The sequence below is a fragment of the Paraburkholderia sp. UCT70 genome (genome assembly GCF_050434085.1).
Lineage (GTDB): Bacteria > Pseudomonadota > Gammaproteobacteria > Burkholderiales > Burkholderiaceae > Paraburkholderia > Paraburkholderia tuberum.
Window position 1 is genome coordinate 2,224,165 of record NZ_JBNPVZ010000004.1, and the last position, 14,511, is coordinate 2,238,675.

General features: G+C 62.1%; 12 protein-coding genes, 1 other RNA gene and 1 pseudogene. 9 read left to right on the forward strand and 5 right to left on the reverse strand.

All coding sequences use genetic code 11. The features are described from left to right. Nucleotides 1-55: 55 nt before the first annotated feature. From pheA to gyrA, 4 genes are all read right to left on the reverse strand, one after another. Entirely contained in the window at nt 56-1,135 is a 1,080-nt protein-coding gene (pheA, locus tag OKW41_RS35850; RefSeq protein WP_018421374.1) for a prephenate dehydratase, read from the reverse strand. Between the two features lie 63 nt (nt 1,136-1,198). Then, on the reverse strand, nt 1,199-2,281 hold the full coding sequence (serC, locus tag OKW41_RS35855; RefSeq protein ID WP_429451165.1) for a 3-phosphoserine/phosphohydroxythreonine transaminase: 1,083 nt from the start codon (nt 2,279-2,281) through the stop codon (nt 1,199-1,201). Nucleotides 2,282-2,487: 206 nt separating this feature from the next. Beyond that, complete coding sequence (locus tag OKW41_RS35860) at nt 2,488-3,093, reverse strand: DUF2059 domain-containing protein (protein ID WP_184027684.1); 606 nt, start codon at nt 3,091-3,093, stop codon at nt 2,488-2,490. Between the two features lie 124 nt (nt 3,094-3,217). Further along, nucleotides 3,218-5,848 (reverse strand): DNA gyrase subunit A, encoded by a 2,631-nt coding sequence (gene gyrA, locus OKW41_RS35865; protein ID WP_429451167.1) that lies wholly within the window; start codon nt 5,846-5,848, stop codon nt 3,218-3,220. 475 nt (nt 5,849-6,323) lie between these two features. Between gyrA and ompA the strand changes: the two genes are divergently transcribed. From ompA to OKW41_RS35910, 9 genes and pseudogenes are all read left to right on the forward strand, one after another. Then, complete coding sequence (gene ompA / locus OKW41_RS35870; protein WP_026225971.1) at nt 6,324-6,971, forward strand: outer membrane protein OmpA; 648 nt, start codon at nt 6,324-6,326, stop codon at nt 6,969-6,971. A 232-nt stretch (nt 6,972-7,203) separates the two neighbouring features. Continuing rightward, nucleotides 7,204-7,902 carry a bifunctional 2-polyprenyl-6-hydroxyphenol methylase/3-demethylubiquinol 3-O-methyltransferase UbiG gene (ubiG, locus tag OKW41_RS35875; RefSeq protein ID WP_429575512.1) on the forward strand — a complete coding sequence of 233 codons (699 nt, stop codon included), beginning with the start codon at nt 7,204-7,206 and terminating at the stop codon, nt 7,900-7,902. 41 nt (nt 7,903-7,943) lie between these two features. Further along, nucleotides 7,944-8,657 carry an HAD family hydrolase gene (locus OKW41_RS35880; RefSeq protein WP_429451171.1) on the forward strand — a complete coding sequence of 238 codons (714 nt, stop codon included), beginning with the start codon at nt 7,944-7,946 and terminating at the stop codon, nt 8,655-8,657. Between the two features lie 144 nt (nt 8,658-8,801). Continuing rightward, nucleotides 8,802-9,171, forward strand: a transfer-messenger RNA (tmRNA) gene (gene ssrA, locus OKW41_RS35885). A gap of 167 nt (nt 9,172-9,338) precedes the next feature. After that, a pseudogene (locus OKW41_RS35890) lies at nt 9,339-9,485 on the forward strand (Arm DNA-binding domain-containing protein); the annotation flags it as partial. Between the two features lie 224 nt (nt 9,486-9,709). After that, nucleotides 9,710-10,717 (forward strand): glycosyltransferase, encoded by a 1,008-nt coding sequence (locus OKW41_RS35895; RefSeq protein ID WP_429575513.1) that lies wholly within the window; start codon nt 9,710-9,712, stop codon nt 10,715-10,717. 37 nt (nt 10,718-10,754) lie between these two features. After that, nucleotides 10,755-11,114: a GtrA family protein gene (locus OKW41_RS35900; RefSeq protein ID WP_429454508.1), complete on the forward strand. Its 360-nt coding sequence runs from the start codon at nt 10,755-10,757 to the stop codon at nt 11,112-11,114. Nucleotides 11,115-11,203: 89 nt separating this feature from the next. After that, on the forward strand, nt 11,204-12,985 hold the full coding sequence (locus OKW41_RS35905; RefSeq protein ID WP_429576533.1) for a hypothetical protein: 1,782 nt from the start codon (nt 11,204-11,206) through the stop codon (nt 12,983-12,985). Between the two features lie 674 nt (nt 12,986-13,659). Then, nucleotides 13,660-14,028 carry a COG4315 family predicted lipoprotein gene (locus tag OKW41_RS35910; RefSeq protein WP_429451173.1) on the forward strand — a complete coding sequence of 123 codons (369 nt, stop codon included), beginning with the start codon at nt 13,660-13,662 and terminating at the stop codon, nt 14,026-14,028. 115 nt (nt 14,029-14,143) lie between these two features. Here the strand turns inward: OKW41_RS35910 and OKW41_RS35915 are convergent, their stop codons facing one another. Further along, on the reverse strand, nt 14,144-14,410 hold the full coding sequence (locus OKW41_RS35915) for a hypothetical protein (protein ID WP_429451175.1): 267 nt from the start codon (nt 14,408-14,410) through the stop codon (nt 14,144-14,146). Nucleotides 14,411-14,511 lie beyond the last annotated feature (101 nt).

The window sequence follows — 14,511 nt, forward strand, 5'->3', positions numbered from 1 at the left end:
TGAAATATGCGTTCGGGCAGCGCACTTGGCGCCGCCCGGACTGCGCTGCCAGCCCTTACCGGGCGCGCGGATACGAGCCGAGTATCTTCAGGAACGCGGCCTTCTCGCCGAGCCCGGCGAGCGCGGCGGCCACGGCCGGGTCGTCGCGATGGCCTTCGACGTCGATATAGAAGTAGTACTCCCAAGTGCCGACGCGCGCCGGGCGCGATTCGAAACGCGTCATCGACACGCCGTGGCGCGCCAGCGGCTCGAGCAGCTTGACCATCGCACCCGGTTCGTTCACGACCGACACAATCAGCGAGGTCTGGTCGTAGCCGCTCGGACCGGTCGGCTGCTTGCCGATCATCACGAAGCGTGTGCGGTTGTGCGGATCGTCCTGGATCAGCGCGTTGGTGACCTGCAGGCCGTAGTGGATCGCGGCGCGGTCGCCGGCGATGGCCGCAACCGTCGGATCTTCGGCTGCCATCCGTGCAGCTTCCGCGTTGCTCGACACCGCCTGGCGCTCGAGATGCGGCGCGTTGGTCGACAGCCAGCGCTGGCACTGCGCGAGCGCCTGGGCGTGCGCGCACACGCGCGTGACGCCGGCGAGCCCGTTTTGCGTGAGCAGGTTGTGATGAATCGGCAATGCGAGTTCGCCGCCGATGGTCAGCTGCGTTTGCAGCAGCAGATCCAGCGTGCGCGACACCGCGCCTTCGGTCGAATTCTCGACCGGCACGACGCCGTAGTCGGCGGCGCCCGCCTCGACCGAGCGGAACACTTCATCGATCGACGGGCACGGCAGCCCTTCGATCGACTGACCGAAGTACTCATGCATCGCCTGTTCGCTATAGGTGCCGACGGGCCCGAGGTACGCGGCCTTGATGGTCTTTTCGAGCGCGCGGCTTGCAGCCATGATCTCGCGCCAGATCGCGCTGATGTGTTCGTCCGCAAGCGGCCCCGCGCTCATCTCCTGCAGGCGCGCGATCACCTGCATCTCGCGCTCGGGTCGGAACACCGGTGCGTTGAAATGCTTCTTGACCTCCCCGACTTCGAGCGCGACCGACGCGCGCTGGTTCAGGAGCGCGATCAGCTGCGCGTCGAGCGCGTCGATGCGATCGCGCAGAGGTTTGAGTCGTGTATTGAGTTCGTCGTCCATGCGTAAAACGGCTTTGCCGGGTAACTGCTGGAAAAGATGCGCACGCCTGCCGGTCAGTGTGACTCAGGCACTGCGCTGTTCGAATTCCTTCATGTATTCGACAAGCGCTTTGACGCCTTCGAGCGGGACGGCGTTATAAATCGACGCCCGCATGCCGCCGACGGACTTGTGGCCCTTTAGCTGCACCAATCCCCGCGTTTTCGCGCCGGACAGGAAATCTTCGTTGCGCGACTCGTCGACGAGAAAGAACGGTACGTTCATCCGGGAGCGCGAGCCACGCTCGACCTTGTTCAGATAGAAGCTGCTCGAGTCGATCGTGTCGTACAGCAGCTTCGATTTTTCGAGGTTGCGTGCCTCCATCGCCAGGAGGCCGCCCTGCTTCTTCAACCACTTGAACACGAGCCCGGCGATATAGATCGCGTAGGTGGGCGGAGTGTTGTACATCGAATTGTTCTCGGCGACGGTCTTCCATTCGAACGCCGACGGGCAGATCGGCATCGCGCGATCGAGCATGTCCTCACGCACGATCACGACCGTCACGCCGGCCATGCCGATGTTCTTCTGCGCACCGCCGAATAGCACGCCGTATTTGGCGATGTCCATCGGGCGCGACAGGATATGCGACGATGCGTCCGCGACGAGCGGAATATCGCCTAGGTCGGGAATCTCGAAGGTTTCGACGCCGTGAATGGTCTCGTTGGTGCACAGGTGCACGTAAGCCGGATCGTCCGACAGCTGCCATTCCGAGCGCGCCGGCGCGCGGGTGAAGCCCTCGGCTGTCTTGCCGGTCGCGGCGAGATGCACGCTGCCGTATTTCTGCGCTTCCTTGAACGATTTCTCCGACCACGAGCCGGTGATGACGAAATCCGCGCGCGGTTTCGAGCCGAGCAGGTTCATCGGCACGATCGCGTTTTCGCCGAGTCCGCCGCCCTGCAGAAACAGGATGCGGTGGCTTGCCGGCACCTGCAGCAACTCGCGCAGATCGGTCAGCGCTTCCTCGTGGATCAACATGAATTCCTTGCCGCGATGGCTCATTTCCATCACGCTCATACCACTGCCTTGCCAATTCAGCATCTCGTCGGCTGCCTGGCGCAGCACTTCTTCAGGCATGGCCGCCGGGCCGGCGGAGAAATTAAAGACGCGCATGTGAGGTCCTGGAAGCGGGCGCGAAATAACGAAGTCGCGCGGGAATCGGCGAAAAGAACTGCGAAATGGCTCGCCGAAAAAGAAAATGGCCGTCTGCGCCAGTGCGCAAACGACCATTATCGCATTGTCGCCGCCAACCCGCCACGCCGGGTGGCCCAGCGGGCGCGACGACAGGCCGGCTGATCAGCGCAGCCTGCGAGCGGAATTTACTTGGCAGCCGGCTTGACCGATGCGACTTCCTTGTCGGCCTGGTCACGCGTTGCCTTGATCGATTCCGGCATGTACTTCTGCATCAGACCGTTCACGACGTCGCGGCCAACCTGGTCTTGCACCTGGATGAACTTGCGACCGGTCGGGCTCTTGTAGAACGTGGTCAGATCCTTGATTTCCGACGTGCTGTAGTACTTCGCGTACGCGTCGTACTGAGATTGCATCGCGTCCTGACGGAAAGAGTCGGTCGCGAACACCTGGCCCGCGCTGTCCACCAGCTTCGGCACCGCGTTCTTTTGCAGCGTCGGCACGGCGGCCTGCTTCTGCTTGTCCGTCATCGTCTTGTTCTCGGTCAGCGCGTCCGACAGGATTGCCGGAACGAGCTGCTTGGCCTGCATCTGCGCGCTGTTGCCGATTGCGCCAACCAGCTTCTGCGCATCGATGGCGTCGAGCAGCTCCTTGATGGCAGCTTGCTTGGCCGGATCAACCGGTGCTGCTGCGGCAGCCGGAGCCGCAGGCGCCTGGTTCTGCAGCGCTTGAGCCATGGCGAAGGTCGGCACGATGGCAGCCAGCAACATCAGTTGTTTGAATCGTTTTTGCATCATTACTCCCTAAGAGAAATTAACTTGAACTGCACGCCACACGGGAAGGCGTACCGGCCCGATACGCGGTGACCCGCAGCGTAGCTTCAACGTATTAACTGAGACTGAAAGCCGCTGGCACGGATCAAGACGCGCCGCCGCCCTCACCGCCGTTATCACCTTCAGCGGAGCCGTCGGAATCGCTTTCCGACTCGCCCTCGGCCTCAGCTACCTGTTGCAGACCGGACAGCTTGGTCCCTTCGTCAAGGCTGATGAGTGTAACACCTTGCGTTGCGCGTCCCATTTCGCGAATTTCCGACACGCGCGTGCGAATCAGCACGCCCGTCGTGGTAATCAGCATGATCTGCGCTTCCGGGTCCACTAGCGTCGCGGCAACGACCTTGCCGTTACGCTCCGACGTCTGGATTGCGATCATGCCCTTCGTGCCGCGGCCGTGACGCGTGTACTCGGTGATTGGGGTGCGCTTGCCGTAGCCATTCTCGGTTGCAGTGAGCACCGACTGCTGCTCGTCGCCGGCCACCAGCAACGCGATCACGTTCTGGCCGTCCTCGAGTTGCATGCCGCGCACGCCGCGCGCCTCGCGGCCCATCGGACGCACGTCGTTTTCGTCGAAGCGCACTGCCTTGCCCGAATCCGAGAACAGCATCACGTCGTGCTGGCCGTCGGTGATCGCGGCGCCGATCAGGTAATCGCCCTCATCGAGACCGACCGCAATAATACCCTTGCGCAGCGGCCGGCTAAATGCTTCCAGCGGCGTCTTTTTTACCGTTCCCAACGCGGTCGCCATGAACACGAACTTGTCGGCCGAGAACTCCTTGACCGGCAGCACGACCGTGATCTTTTCGCCTTCTTGCAGCGGGAACATATTGACAATCGGCCGGCCGCGCGAATTGCGCGAACCCTGCGGCACTTCGTAGACCTTGACCCAGTACACACGGCCGCGGTTCGAGAAGCACAGGATGTGGTCGTGCGTATTGGCAATGAACAGCGTGTCGATCCAGTCGTCTTCCTTCATGGAAGTGGCCTGCTTGCCACGACCACCGCGCTTCTGGGCTCGATATTCGGACAACGGTTGCGATTTCACGTAGCCCGCGTGCGACATCGTCACAACCATTTCCTGCGGCGTGATCAGGTCTTCGGTGTTCAGCTCGGTCGCGTTCAACTCGATCTTCGAGCGACGCGCATCGCCGAATTCGGCCTTGATGGACGTGAGTTCGTCGACGATGATCGCCGAAATGCGTTCCGGGCGAGCCAGAATGTCCAGCAGGTCAGCGATCTGCGCCATCACGTCACGGTACTCGCCGATGATCTTGTCTTGCTCGAGACCGGTCAGTCGCTGCAGGCGCATCTGCAGGATTTCCTGCGCCTGCGTATCGGACAGACGGTAGAGGCCGTCGGTCTGCATGCCGAACGACGGGTTCAGTCCCTCCGGACGATAAGCTTCGCGACCGCCCGCCGACGCGTTTTCCGACTCGGCGCGCGACAGCATTTCGCGCACGAGCGACGAATCCCACGCGCGCGACATCAGCTCCTGCTTGGCGATAGGCGGTGTCGGCGCGGCCTTGATGAGCGCGATGAATTCGTCGATGTTCGCGAGCGCAACCGCGAGACCTTCGAGCACGTGACCACGTTCGCGCGCCTTGCGCAGTTCATAGACGGTGCGCCGCGTCAGCACTTCCCGGCGATGCGACAGGAAGCACCTCAGCATTTCCTTCAGATTCAGGAGCTTCGGCTGGCCGTCGACGAGCGCGACCATGTTCATACCGAACGTGTCCTGAAGCTGGGTCGCCTTGTACAGATTGTTCAGCACGACCTCGGGCACTTCGCCGCGCTTCAGCTCGATCACGACACGCATGCCGCTCTTGTCGGATTCGTCGCGGATGTCGGAAATGCCTTCGAGCTTCTTCTCGTTGACGAGCTCGGCGATGCGCTCGAGCAGCGAGCGCTTGTTCACCTGATATGGCAGTTCGTCGACAATGATCGCCATGCGCTGGCCACGGTCGATTTCCTCGAAGTGCGTCAGCGCGCGCATCACGACGCGGCCGCGACCGGTGCGATAGCCGTCGCGCACGCCGGCCACGCCGTAGATGATGCCGGCGGTCGGGAAGTCGGGCGCGGGGATGATCTCGATCAGCTCGTCGATCGTCGCTTCCGGATTTTTCAGCAGATGCTGACACGCGTCGACGACTTCATTGAGGTTGTGCGGCGGGATATTGGTCGCCATGCCGACCGCGATGCCGGACGAGCCATTGATCAGCAGATTAGGGATGCGCGCGGGCAGGATGGCCGGCTCGTTCTCGCTGCCGTCGTAGTTCGGCACGAAGTCGACCGTTTCCTTGTCGATGTCGGCCAGCAGTTCGTGGCCGATCTTCGCCATGCGGATTTCGGTGTAACGCATCGCCGCGGCGTTGTCGCCGTCGACGGAACCGAAGTTCCCCTGGCCGTCGACGAGCATGTAGCGCAGCGAGAAGTCCTGCGCCATCCGTACGATCGTGTCGTAGACAGCGGTGTCGCCGTGCGGATGGTATTTACCGATGACGTCGCCGACGATACGCGCCGACTTCTTGTAGGCGCGGTTCCAGTCGTTGTTCAGCTCGTGCATCGCGTACAGCACGCGCCGGTGCACCGGCTTCAGGCCATCGCGGACATCGGGAAGCGCTCGCCCTACGATCACGCTCATCGCGTAATCGAGATACGAACGGCGCATTTCCTCCTCAAGGGAGATTGGCAGAGTCTCTTTGGCGAATTGATCCATTATCCGTATCTTTTACGTGCGAAGGCGGGGTTTCGCCGCTTCTTCGCGTAAGCATTGCAGGCGCAACGCATCACACGATTCTAACATGCCACGAATCCACGCCCGACGAAGGTACGTATACATATAGAGGGGCACCCGCCAACACTTCGCCGATCGCACAATTTCGGTCTCCTCAGGCTCGATTCCTGCAGGGGACCGATTCGCCGCTCAGCCAGAGCCGGCGGACCGCTCAGACGAAAACACCTGTTGCGCATGCACCACAATTGGAGGGGGATTTGATCGGGGACGGATTTTTTTTTCGTCGGAAGGGAACGATATGGCAAAATGCCAACGCACAAAGAGTCGAGACGCTGCTCGAAGTCTACACAGACGGTTTTTGTTCCTCACCAATGTTATACTTCGAGCAATGTATGACTGGTCTTCGTCAACAGGCTCGCAGTAAACCTGCGGTAATCTCAATTTCGAGAGGAGAAATATGAATAAACTTTCAAAGCTCGCGTTCATTGCAGCTACCGCAGTTATGGCTGCATCCGCCATGGCGCAGTCGGTGCCGGCATCGCGACAAGCTACCAACGACAACTGGGTGAATGGTACTGGCGAATACGTGTGGATGAACGGCACGAACGAGCTTTGCTGGCGCGATGCATTCTGGACGCCCGCAACGGCTAACGCCAAGTGCGACGGCGCTCTGGTTGCTCAGGCTCCGACCCCGCCGGCACCGGTCGCTCCGGCTCCGGCTATCTCCAGCGAAAAGATTACGTATCAAGCTGATGCGCTGTTCGACTTCGACAAGGCAATCCTGAAGCCGGCCGGCAAGGAACGTCTGAGCGAACTGGCATCGAAGATCCAGGGCATCAACCTCGAAGTCGTCGTTGCTACGGGCCACACCGACCGTATCGGTTCCGTCGCCTACAACGACCGTCTGTCGCTGCGTCGTGCTCAAGCTGTGAAGGCCTTCCTGGTCAGCAAGGGCGTCGAAGCCAACCGTATCTACACGGAAGGCAAGGGTCCGCGCAACCCGGTTACCACCGGTTGCAACCAGAAGAACCGCAAGCAACTCATCGCCTGCCTCGCACCGGACCGCCGCGTGGAAGTCGAAGTTGTCGGTACGCCGAAGCAGTAAGCTGGAAAATTACCGCAGTATCGAAAGCCCCGCTTCGGCGGGGCTTTTTTTATGTGCGGGTGCCGCGACCTGACGTGATGCGCGACGCAGGAGCGTCCCGTTCCGCCACCAGCGGCTCGCAGCTTGCATCAGCGCCCGCTGCCCGACGCGCTTTTGCCGCTCTTTCTCTCGCCCTATATACTGACGGTTTATCCTCGAGCGTCCGCTCACCGCTTTCATCGAGGCAGCCTTCATGACCAACGCCGATCCCCACGAACTACAGAAATTCAGCGACCTCGCGCATCGTTGGTGGGACCCGAACGCGGAATTCAAGCCGCTGCACGAACTGAATCCGATTCGTCTAAGCTGGATCGACGCCCACGCCCATCTCGCCGGCAAAATGGTGCTCGATATCGGCTGCGGCGGCGGCATCCTGTCGGAATCGATGGCAGGTTTGGGCGCTCATGTGAAGGGCATCGATCTGTCGACGCAGGCACTCGGTGTCGCCGATCTTCACGGTCTCGAAAGCGGTGTAACCGTCGATTACGAAGAAATCGCGGCTGAGGCGCTGGCCGCACGCGAACCGGGCACCTATGACGTGGTCACCTGCATGGAAATGCTCGAGCACGTGCCCAGGCCGGACGCGATCGTCGAGGCCTGCAAGAATCTCGTGAAGCCGGGCGGCTGGGTGTTTTTCTCCACGCTGAACCGCAATGTCAAGTCGTATCTGTTCGCGGTGATCGGCGCCGAATACATCGCGCGAATGCTGCCGATGGGCACGCACGACTACGCGCGCTTCATCCGCCCGTCGGAGCTCGCCGGCTTCGTGCGCGCCGCCCAGTTGCGCACGGCGGACATCAAGGGCATCGTGTACAACCCGCTCAGCAAACATTTCGCGCTGTCGTCCGACACGAGCGTCAACTATATGCTCGCCTGTCGCCGCGACGCCTGAATTACCCGAACCGCCCCGATCCGCCGTATCCGAAACGAACAATGAGCGACCCGACTCCCCTGCCGCAACGCGAAGACAACGACGACACGCTCGGCTTTTGCCTCGCCGTGCTTTTCGACCTCGACGGCACGCTTGCCGACACGGCGCCCGACCTCGCGGCCGCCGTCAACAAGATGCGCCACGACCGGGGGCTCGAGATGGTGCCGCTCGAGAAGCTGCGCCCGCTGGCTTCAGCCGGAGCGCGCGGACTGATCTGCGGGGCGTTCGGCATCGGGCCCGATCATCACGAATTCGCATCGATGCGCGAGGAGTTTCTCGCGAACTACGAAGCAGATCTGTGCATCGAGACGACGCTCTTTCCGGGTATCGCGGAAGTGCTCGACGAACTCGACGCGCGCGACGTGCGCTGGGGCATTGTCACGAATAAGGTCGCGCGGCTTACCGAGCCGCTCGTCGCGCAACTCGGGCTAGAGGAGCGCGCCGGCTGCGTGGTGAGCGGCGACACGACCCCGCATTCGAAGCCGCACCCCGCGCCGTTGCTGCACGCGGCGCGTGAGCTGGACATCGCGCCGGAGCGCGTTGTCTATATCGGCGACGATCTGCGCGACGTGCAGGCCGGTTTTGCCGCCGGCATGAAGACCGTCGCCGCGGCGTACGGCTATTGCGGCAACGACATTCCGCCGACACGGTGGCACGCGCAACACGTCGTAGAATCGACGGCCGAGTTGCAAACCCTGCTGCGCGACATCGGCTGACAAAGTCAGGCAGATCGCCTGAAGGGCCCGTCCCGCACTCTTGTTAACCATGTTGCACCATTCAGCAGCCACCAAAGACGCACGACGCGGCTCTCGATCTATTGTAAAATCTCCTTTGGCTCACATATGTGAGCAACGAACCGCGGGGGCGACCTGGTTTCGACAGGGGTTGCGAAGCGGCTAGGGCATGTCGAGGACCCGTCACCTCGTTAATCAATGGGAAAAACGTAACTGCAAACGACGATACGTTCGCACTGGCAGCCTAAGGGCCGCCGTCCTCTGCCTAGTTCACTGACGGGCTAGTGTCGCAAGACCGGTAGCAATACCGACAGAGGTCATATACGTCAGTTAAGCCTTGGCGGCGTCACGACGTCCGGGTCGAAAATTTAGTGAATCGCCGTAGCGCAGCGTGTTCGTCCGCGTCGCTGCGGTTAAATCAAAAGACAGAACTAAACATGTAGAACTGGTCGTAGAGGACTTCTGGACGCGGGTTCGATTCCCGCCGCCTCCACCATTATTTGTTCCAGCGGTGCCCAACGCCGCCAAAAAACCCGCTAGAGCCTAGGCTTGGCGGGTTTTTTCTTGCCAGCAACCTCCAACGCCCCCCATTGACACCCAGTAGCATCGAGGGGCATTTTACGGAGCACCGCCACTGCGCCAGCCGCCCGTGCCCCTCGCATCATGCCCCTGACCGATATCGTCATTCGCAACACGACGCCCCGCGTCAAACCGTACCGTCTGTTCGACGGCGGCGGCCTGTACATCGAGGTGTCGCCGACCGGTAGCCGCCTCTGGCGCATGAAGCACCGGTTTGAGGGCCGCAAGAAACGGCTCGCGCTGGGCAAGTATCCAACGATAACCCTGGCCGAGGCCCGCCGTCGCCGCGCGCCCACGAATCCGGCGACCTACGCGGGCGCAAATGGGCGACAGCGCTCGCTCTGTTTGCGGGCACGCCGTACGTTTACAACCGGACTGGCGCTGCCTTCGTTGTGCAGGAGCTGCAGGCCCATGCGACTGCCCTATAATCGCGCCAACAATGAACAGGGAAAAACATGGGCCGGTCATCCAGCGCACCGTCGAAACAATCGGAAGGGGTTTTGCGCTCAGTCGGGCAGGCGTCTGCCGATCAACGCATTGCAGTGCTGGTGCCCTGCCATAACGAGGCTGCGACGATCACTGCCGTCGTGCGCGATTTCCAGCGGGCGTTGCCGGAATCAGCGATATACGTGTTCGACAACAACTCGTCCGACGGCACCGCTGCTGTTGCCCGCGAAGCTGGCGCGCTCGTTCGCACGGTATCTGACCAGGGCAAAGGCAACGTGATCCGCCGCATGTTCGCCGACATTGAGGCGGACGTCTACGTGCTGGTCGACGGCGACGGCACGTACGACGCAAAGGCGGCGCCGCAACTTGTACAGACGCTCCTCGCCGGCGGGCTGGACATGGTTGTCGGCACGCGCGTTTCAGACGAGCGTGAGGCATACCGGCGCGGCCACCGGTTCGGCAACCGGATGCTCACGCGATGCGTGGCAACGCTGTTTGGCCGGACGTTCACTGACATGCTGTCCGGCTACCGGGCGTTTTCGCGCCGCTTCGTGAAGTCGTTCCCTGCCCATGCGGCGGGCTTTGAAACCGAAACGGAGCTTACCGTGCATGCGCTGGAGTTGCGTATGCCCGTGGCCGAGCTGGCCACCGCATACGGCGCCCGGCCGGAAGGCTCGGCAAGCAAGCTGAATACGTGGGCCGATGGCCTGCGGATCCTGCTGATGATCGTGAGGCTCTTCAAGGCGGAGAGGCCATTGCTGTTTTTTTCAGCCGGTTTTTTTGCCTGCACGCTCCTGTCCCTGTTGCTGGCCATCCCGGTGTTCGATGATTACCTGCGCACCGGGCTTGTGCCGCGGCTGCCTACGGCGTTGTTATGCGCTGCGATTATGTTGTTTGGTGCAATCCTGCTCACATGCGGGATCGTGCTGGACACCGTGACGCGTGGACGTGCCGAAATGAAACGCTTCGCTTACCTGTCACTGGCTGCGCCGCGCCCTTCAGCGGAGCAACGCTGACGTGCGCGCCCAGGTCTTGCGTTTCGCTGTCGCCGGCGTGGCCGGCTTTGTCGTCGACGCCGGCGTATTGTGGATCGCGCTGCGGCTGGGGCTAGGGTACTTCGCGGGGCGCGCGGTGTCGTTCCTGATGGCCGTCTGGGTTACCTGGCAGGTCAACCGGCGTTTCACGTTTCCTGACCGCCGCGCGGGCTCAGCGTGGCATGAATGGTGGCGGTATCTCGCCGCCATGTCCGCCGGCGGAGGCGTCAACTACGCGGTTTACAGCGCGGCGGTGCTGACACTGCCCCGCAGTATTTTCCTGCCTTTTTGCGGCGTCGCGCTGGGTTCGCTAGCGGGCCTGGTCGTGAATTTCGCGTCCGCGAGATGGTGGGTGTTTCGTCACCGATCACAACGATAATCATGTCGAGCACTGAACCTGTTTCTCCTTCGACGTCGCCGCATTCGCGAGCGCGCGGGATCAACCTGAACACGCCGCGCGCGCTGGCCATGGCTCGCATACTCGTGCCGCTATGCTTCGGTCTGTACTCGCTCTGGCTCGGGGCCGACTCGAACTTCGACCTGTACAACTACCACATGTACAACCCGTTCGCGTGGCTGCACGGCAAGCTGCAGACCGATCTCGCGCCGCCGGGTATCCAGTCCTACTTCAACCCGCTGCTCGATCTGCTCTTCTACCTGGCTAACACGCATCTGCCGTCGCGGGTGGTCGGTTTCGCGATGGGCGCGCTGCATGGTCTGAGTTTCGTTTTCATTCTGGCCATCGTGCAAAAGGCGCTCCCGGTGCTGCCTGAAGGTGATCGTTATCGCGTTCCGCTGCTTCTCGCGCTGGCCGGTTGCCTGACCGGAAACTTTCTGTCCGGGCTTGGGAATTCGATGGGTGACGACACGACCGCGTTGTTCACTCTGGCGAGTCTGCTCATGCTTCTTTCCGGTTGGGAACGGCTGGGCCTTTGGGCAGGCCGCGCAGTGATCGTTACCATCGCCAGTGGCTTTGTCATGGGCCTCGGCGCCGGTCTGAAGCTGACCAATTCCGTCTACGCGGTCGCGCTGTGCGCAGCGCTGCTGAGTTATCCCGACCGCGCCGTTGTCAGGTTGCGCCTGAGCGTGTTGTTCGGCATCGGCGTGCTGCTGGGCCTTGCCACGACAGGTGGCTACTGGCTGTTCCACATGTGGAAGACATTCGGTAATCCGTTGTATCCACAGTTCGGCATGTACTTTCCGAATCCGCTTGCCCGGACCGACGCAGCTGGGGATGCACGATGGCGGCCGCACGGCTGGTTCGACACCGCGTTCTGGCCGTTCATCTTTACGGCGAATTCGCAGCGCGTCGGCGAGACGCCGATCCGTCAGATCATCTGGCCGATCGCCTATGTTCTCTTCTGGCTGTGGCTCGCGACCAGCGCTATCCGGATGACGATGCGCCGCAAGACCGGGGCGCTCGATCCGCGCGCGCGCTTCGTCGTGCTGTTCGTGGCAATCGGCTATGTCATGTGGATGAAGATGTTCAGCATCTACCGCTATATCGTCGCGGTCGAGGTGCTTACGCCGTTTGTCATCTGGATGTTGCTGCATCAGTTGTTGCCGTACCGTCCAGCGCGGCGTGCCGCTGGCTCGCTGATTGTGATCGCGACTGCGGTCGTGGTGACCGGCGGCGCCCGCACATGGGGTCACGAAGGGTGGGCCGACCCGCTCTATCATGCAGAGGTTCCGGCCATTGCTCAGCCGGAACGCACGAGCGTCATTATTGCAACGACCCGATACCGGGCATGGCCATGGCTGGCGACGCTGTTTCCTGAAAAGGTCGCATTCATGCAGCTGGAGAGCAGTTTTCCCCGGACGCCGGCGTTCGACGACCGCCTGCGGGAAATCGTCCGGGAACGTAGCGGACCAGCCTTTGCGATTATCGACGGCGAATACAACTGGCGGATCGACAACATCACGGCCATGAACGGACTCGTGGATGGCGCCGGGCTGACGCGCACTCAACGGGGTTGCGATGCCATGCGCTGGACGATCACGCGGCTACATCTGCACGCCTCGGTGGTGCCTGCTGCGAGCGGTACCAGACAGTGCAAACTGGGCCTGCGTGCCGACGACATGAGGGATACTGCCGCGGAGAACCGCGCGGATCGTGAGTCGGCGATTCCGATGTTTGAGCGCAACGGTTTCGCGCTGGATCCCGCCTCTTGTGTTCCGTATCCGGCAGGGATCGGCAAGGGGGTGCTCGTCTATCAGTGGTGCCGCGTATCGCTTCGTGACGGACATTGAACGCCGGCATATCGCCCGCCGCATGGCAGCACGTCGGCTGACACGAAGGCTCGGGTGACCGTTGCACCCTTGGAAGCTGCCATTGAAGTGGCGCTGTATGCAGTGGCCGGATCGGGGCCGCTAGCAGGCATTCGCAACTACACTACCGAGCCAGGCTGGAGCGCCGATCGAATCGCGCTCCGCAGCTTAACGTACGTAAAAACCCCCCAATCTTGACGGCCCCTGTGAGCGCAGACGAGGTTTTTCCAACCTTCCATGGGGGTCGGGTTTCACTGGAAATACGACCCGCGCCGGAACACCTTTTGCGGAGTGCATCATGGCACGACCGAGATTCGGGCCAACCTCTGAGGGCCGCGCTGCGGTCCGGGCGCTGCTCATCTGCGGCGTGCCGATCGGCCGCTGCCTGGCGCACGTCGTCAATCCGCAGACCCACCGGCCACCAAATACCTGGAACGTTCGCGATGAACAGGCCCGAAAAACCCCGGTAGCGTAACGCTGCCGGGGTTTTTTATTTTCGGCACCGTCCGCGACGCTTTACGGGCCGGCCACACGTCTCCCCTTCACTCAGCGGGGACGCACAACACGCCCCGGTAAATCCGCGGCCGCTGCCTATACCCGTAGCTCGAAGCGAGTCGTCACTCGTCAACCACGTCGCCAAAACAGGAGCCTGCGTCATGCGCAAGACCATCGCTCTGCTGGCCCCGCTCGCACTCGCCGTGCTACACGCCGGCGCCTTCGCCGATCCGCCCAAACTGTCCGACGGCCGCTTCGTCACCGCTGACGGCATGACGCTCTACACGTTCGACAAGGACACCACGCCCGGCGTCAGCGCCTGCACCGGCGGCTGCATGAGCAACTGGCCGGCGGCCACGGCGGCGCCGACCGACAAGCCGTCGGGCGACCGGACGCCGATCCCGAGCGCAGACGGTAAGCAACAATGGACGTACAAGGGTCATCCGCTGTATCACTACGCGGCCGACAAGCAGGCGGGCGATGCAAAGGGGGACGGCTTCAAGGAAATCTGGCACATCGCCAGGCCATAAGAAGCCACTCCGGCCGGCAACTGGGGCGCCATCGCCCCCGCCACAAAGCACAACGCCGACCCAAGGGCCGGCGTTGCGTCAAACCTCGAAGCTCGAGCGAAGCCCGAGCCAATTCTTATTCGTCTTTCGGGCACTGCAGATTGCAGCCATTCGGATCGCCGATGTCGCCGCGCTTGCGCGCCTGCGAACGTTGGCCGTGCTGATACTTGTCCGACGGGGCGGACGCGGCGAATGGCATCTGCGGATGCTCGTTAATGCGGAATTCGTCGGTCAGGATGCCACCCGGCACGCCAGGCGAATTTTGCGCGTAAGCGACGGAGACGGTGGCACAGAGCACACCAGCCGCGGCAGCGGCGGCACATGCATGGAGAAGAGCTTTCATGTCGATTCAGCGCAGCTTGGCGCGCGGTAAAGGCGGATACGAAGCCAAGAGAGTAGCCGAAACCGGCGCGCTGCGCAGCCGCGCACGCCGAGCGCCACCGC

Excerpts from the sequence above, each read along its gene's own strand:
- pheA (WP_018421374.1), bottom strand. The coding sequence starts at position 1,135 with ATGGACGACGAACTCAATACACGACTCAAACCTCTGCGCGATCGCATC.
- serC (WP_429451165.1), bottom strand. The coding sequence starts at position 2,281 with ATGCGCGTCTTTAATTTCTCCGCCGGCCCGGCGGCCATGCCTGAAGAA.
- OKW41_RS35860 (WP_184027684.1), bottom strand. The coding sequence starts at position 3,093 with ATGCAAAAACGATTCAAACAACTGATGTTGCTGGCTGCCATCGTGCCG.
- gyrA (WP_429451167.1), bottom strand. The coding sequence starts at position 5,848 with ATGGATCAATTCGCCAAAGAGACTCTGCCAATCTCCCTTGAGGAGGAA.
- ompA (WP_026225971.1), top strand. The coding sequence starts at position 6,324 with ATGAATAAACTTTCAAAGCTCGCGTTCATTGCAGCTACCGCAGTTATG.
- ubiG (WP_429575512.1), top strand. The coding sequence starts at position 7,204 with ATGACCAACGCCGATCCCCACGAACTACAGAAATTCAGCGACCTCGCG.
- OKW41_RS35880 (WP_429451171.1), top strand. The coding sequence starts at position 7,944 with ATGAGCGACCCGACTCCCCTGCCGCAACGCGAAGACAACGACGACACG.
- OKW41_RS35895 (WP_429575513.1), top strand. The coding sequence starts at position 9,710 with ATGGGCCGGTCATCCAGCGCACCGTCGAAACAATCGGAAGGGGTTTTG.
- OKW41_RS35905 (WP_429576533.1), top strand. The coding sequence starts at position 11,204 with ATGGCTCGCATACTCGTGCCGCTATGCTTCGGTCTGTACTCGCTCTGG.
- OKW41_RS35910 (WP_429451173.1), top strand. The coding sequence starts at position 13,660 with ATGCGCAAGACCATCGCTCTGCTGGCCCCGCTCGCACTCGCCGTGCTA.
- OKW41_RS35915 (WP_429451175.1), bottom strand. The coding sequence starts at position 14,410 with ATGAAAGCTCTTCTCCATGCATGTGCCGCCGCTGCCGCGGCTGGTGTG.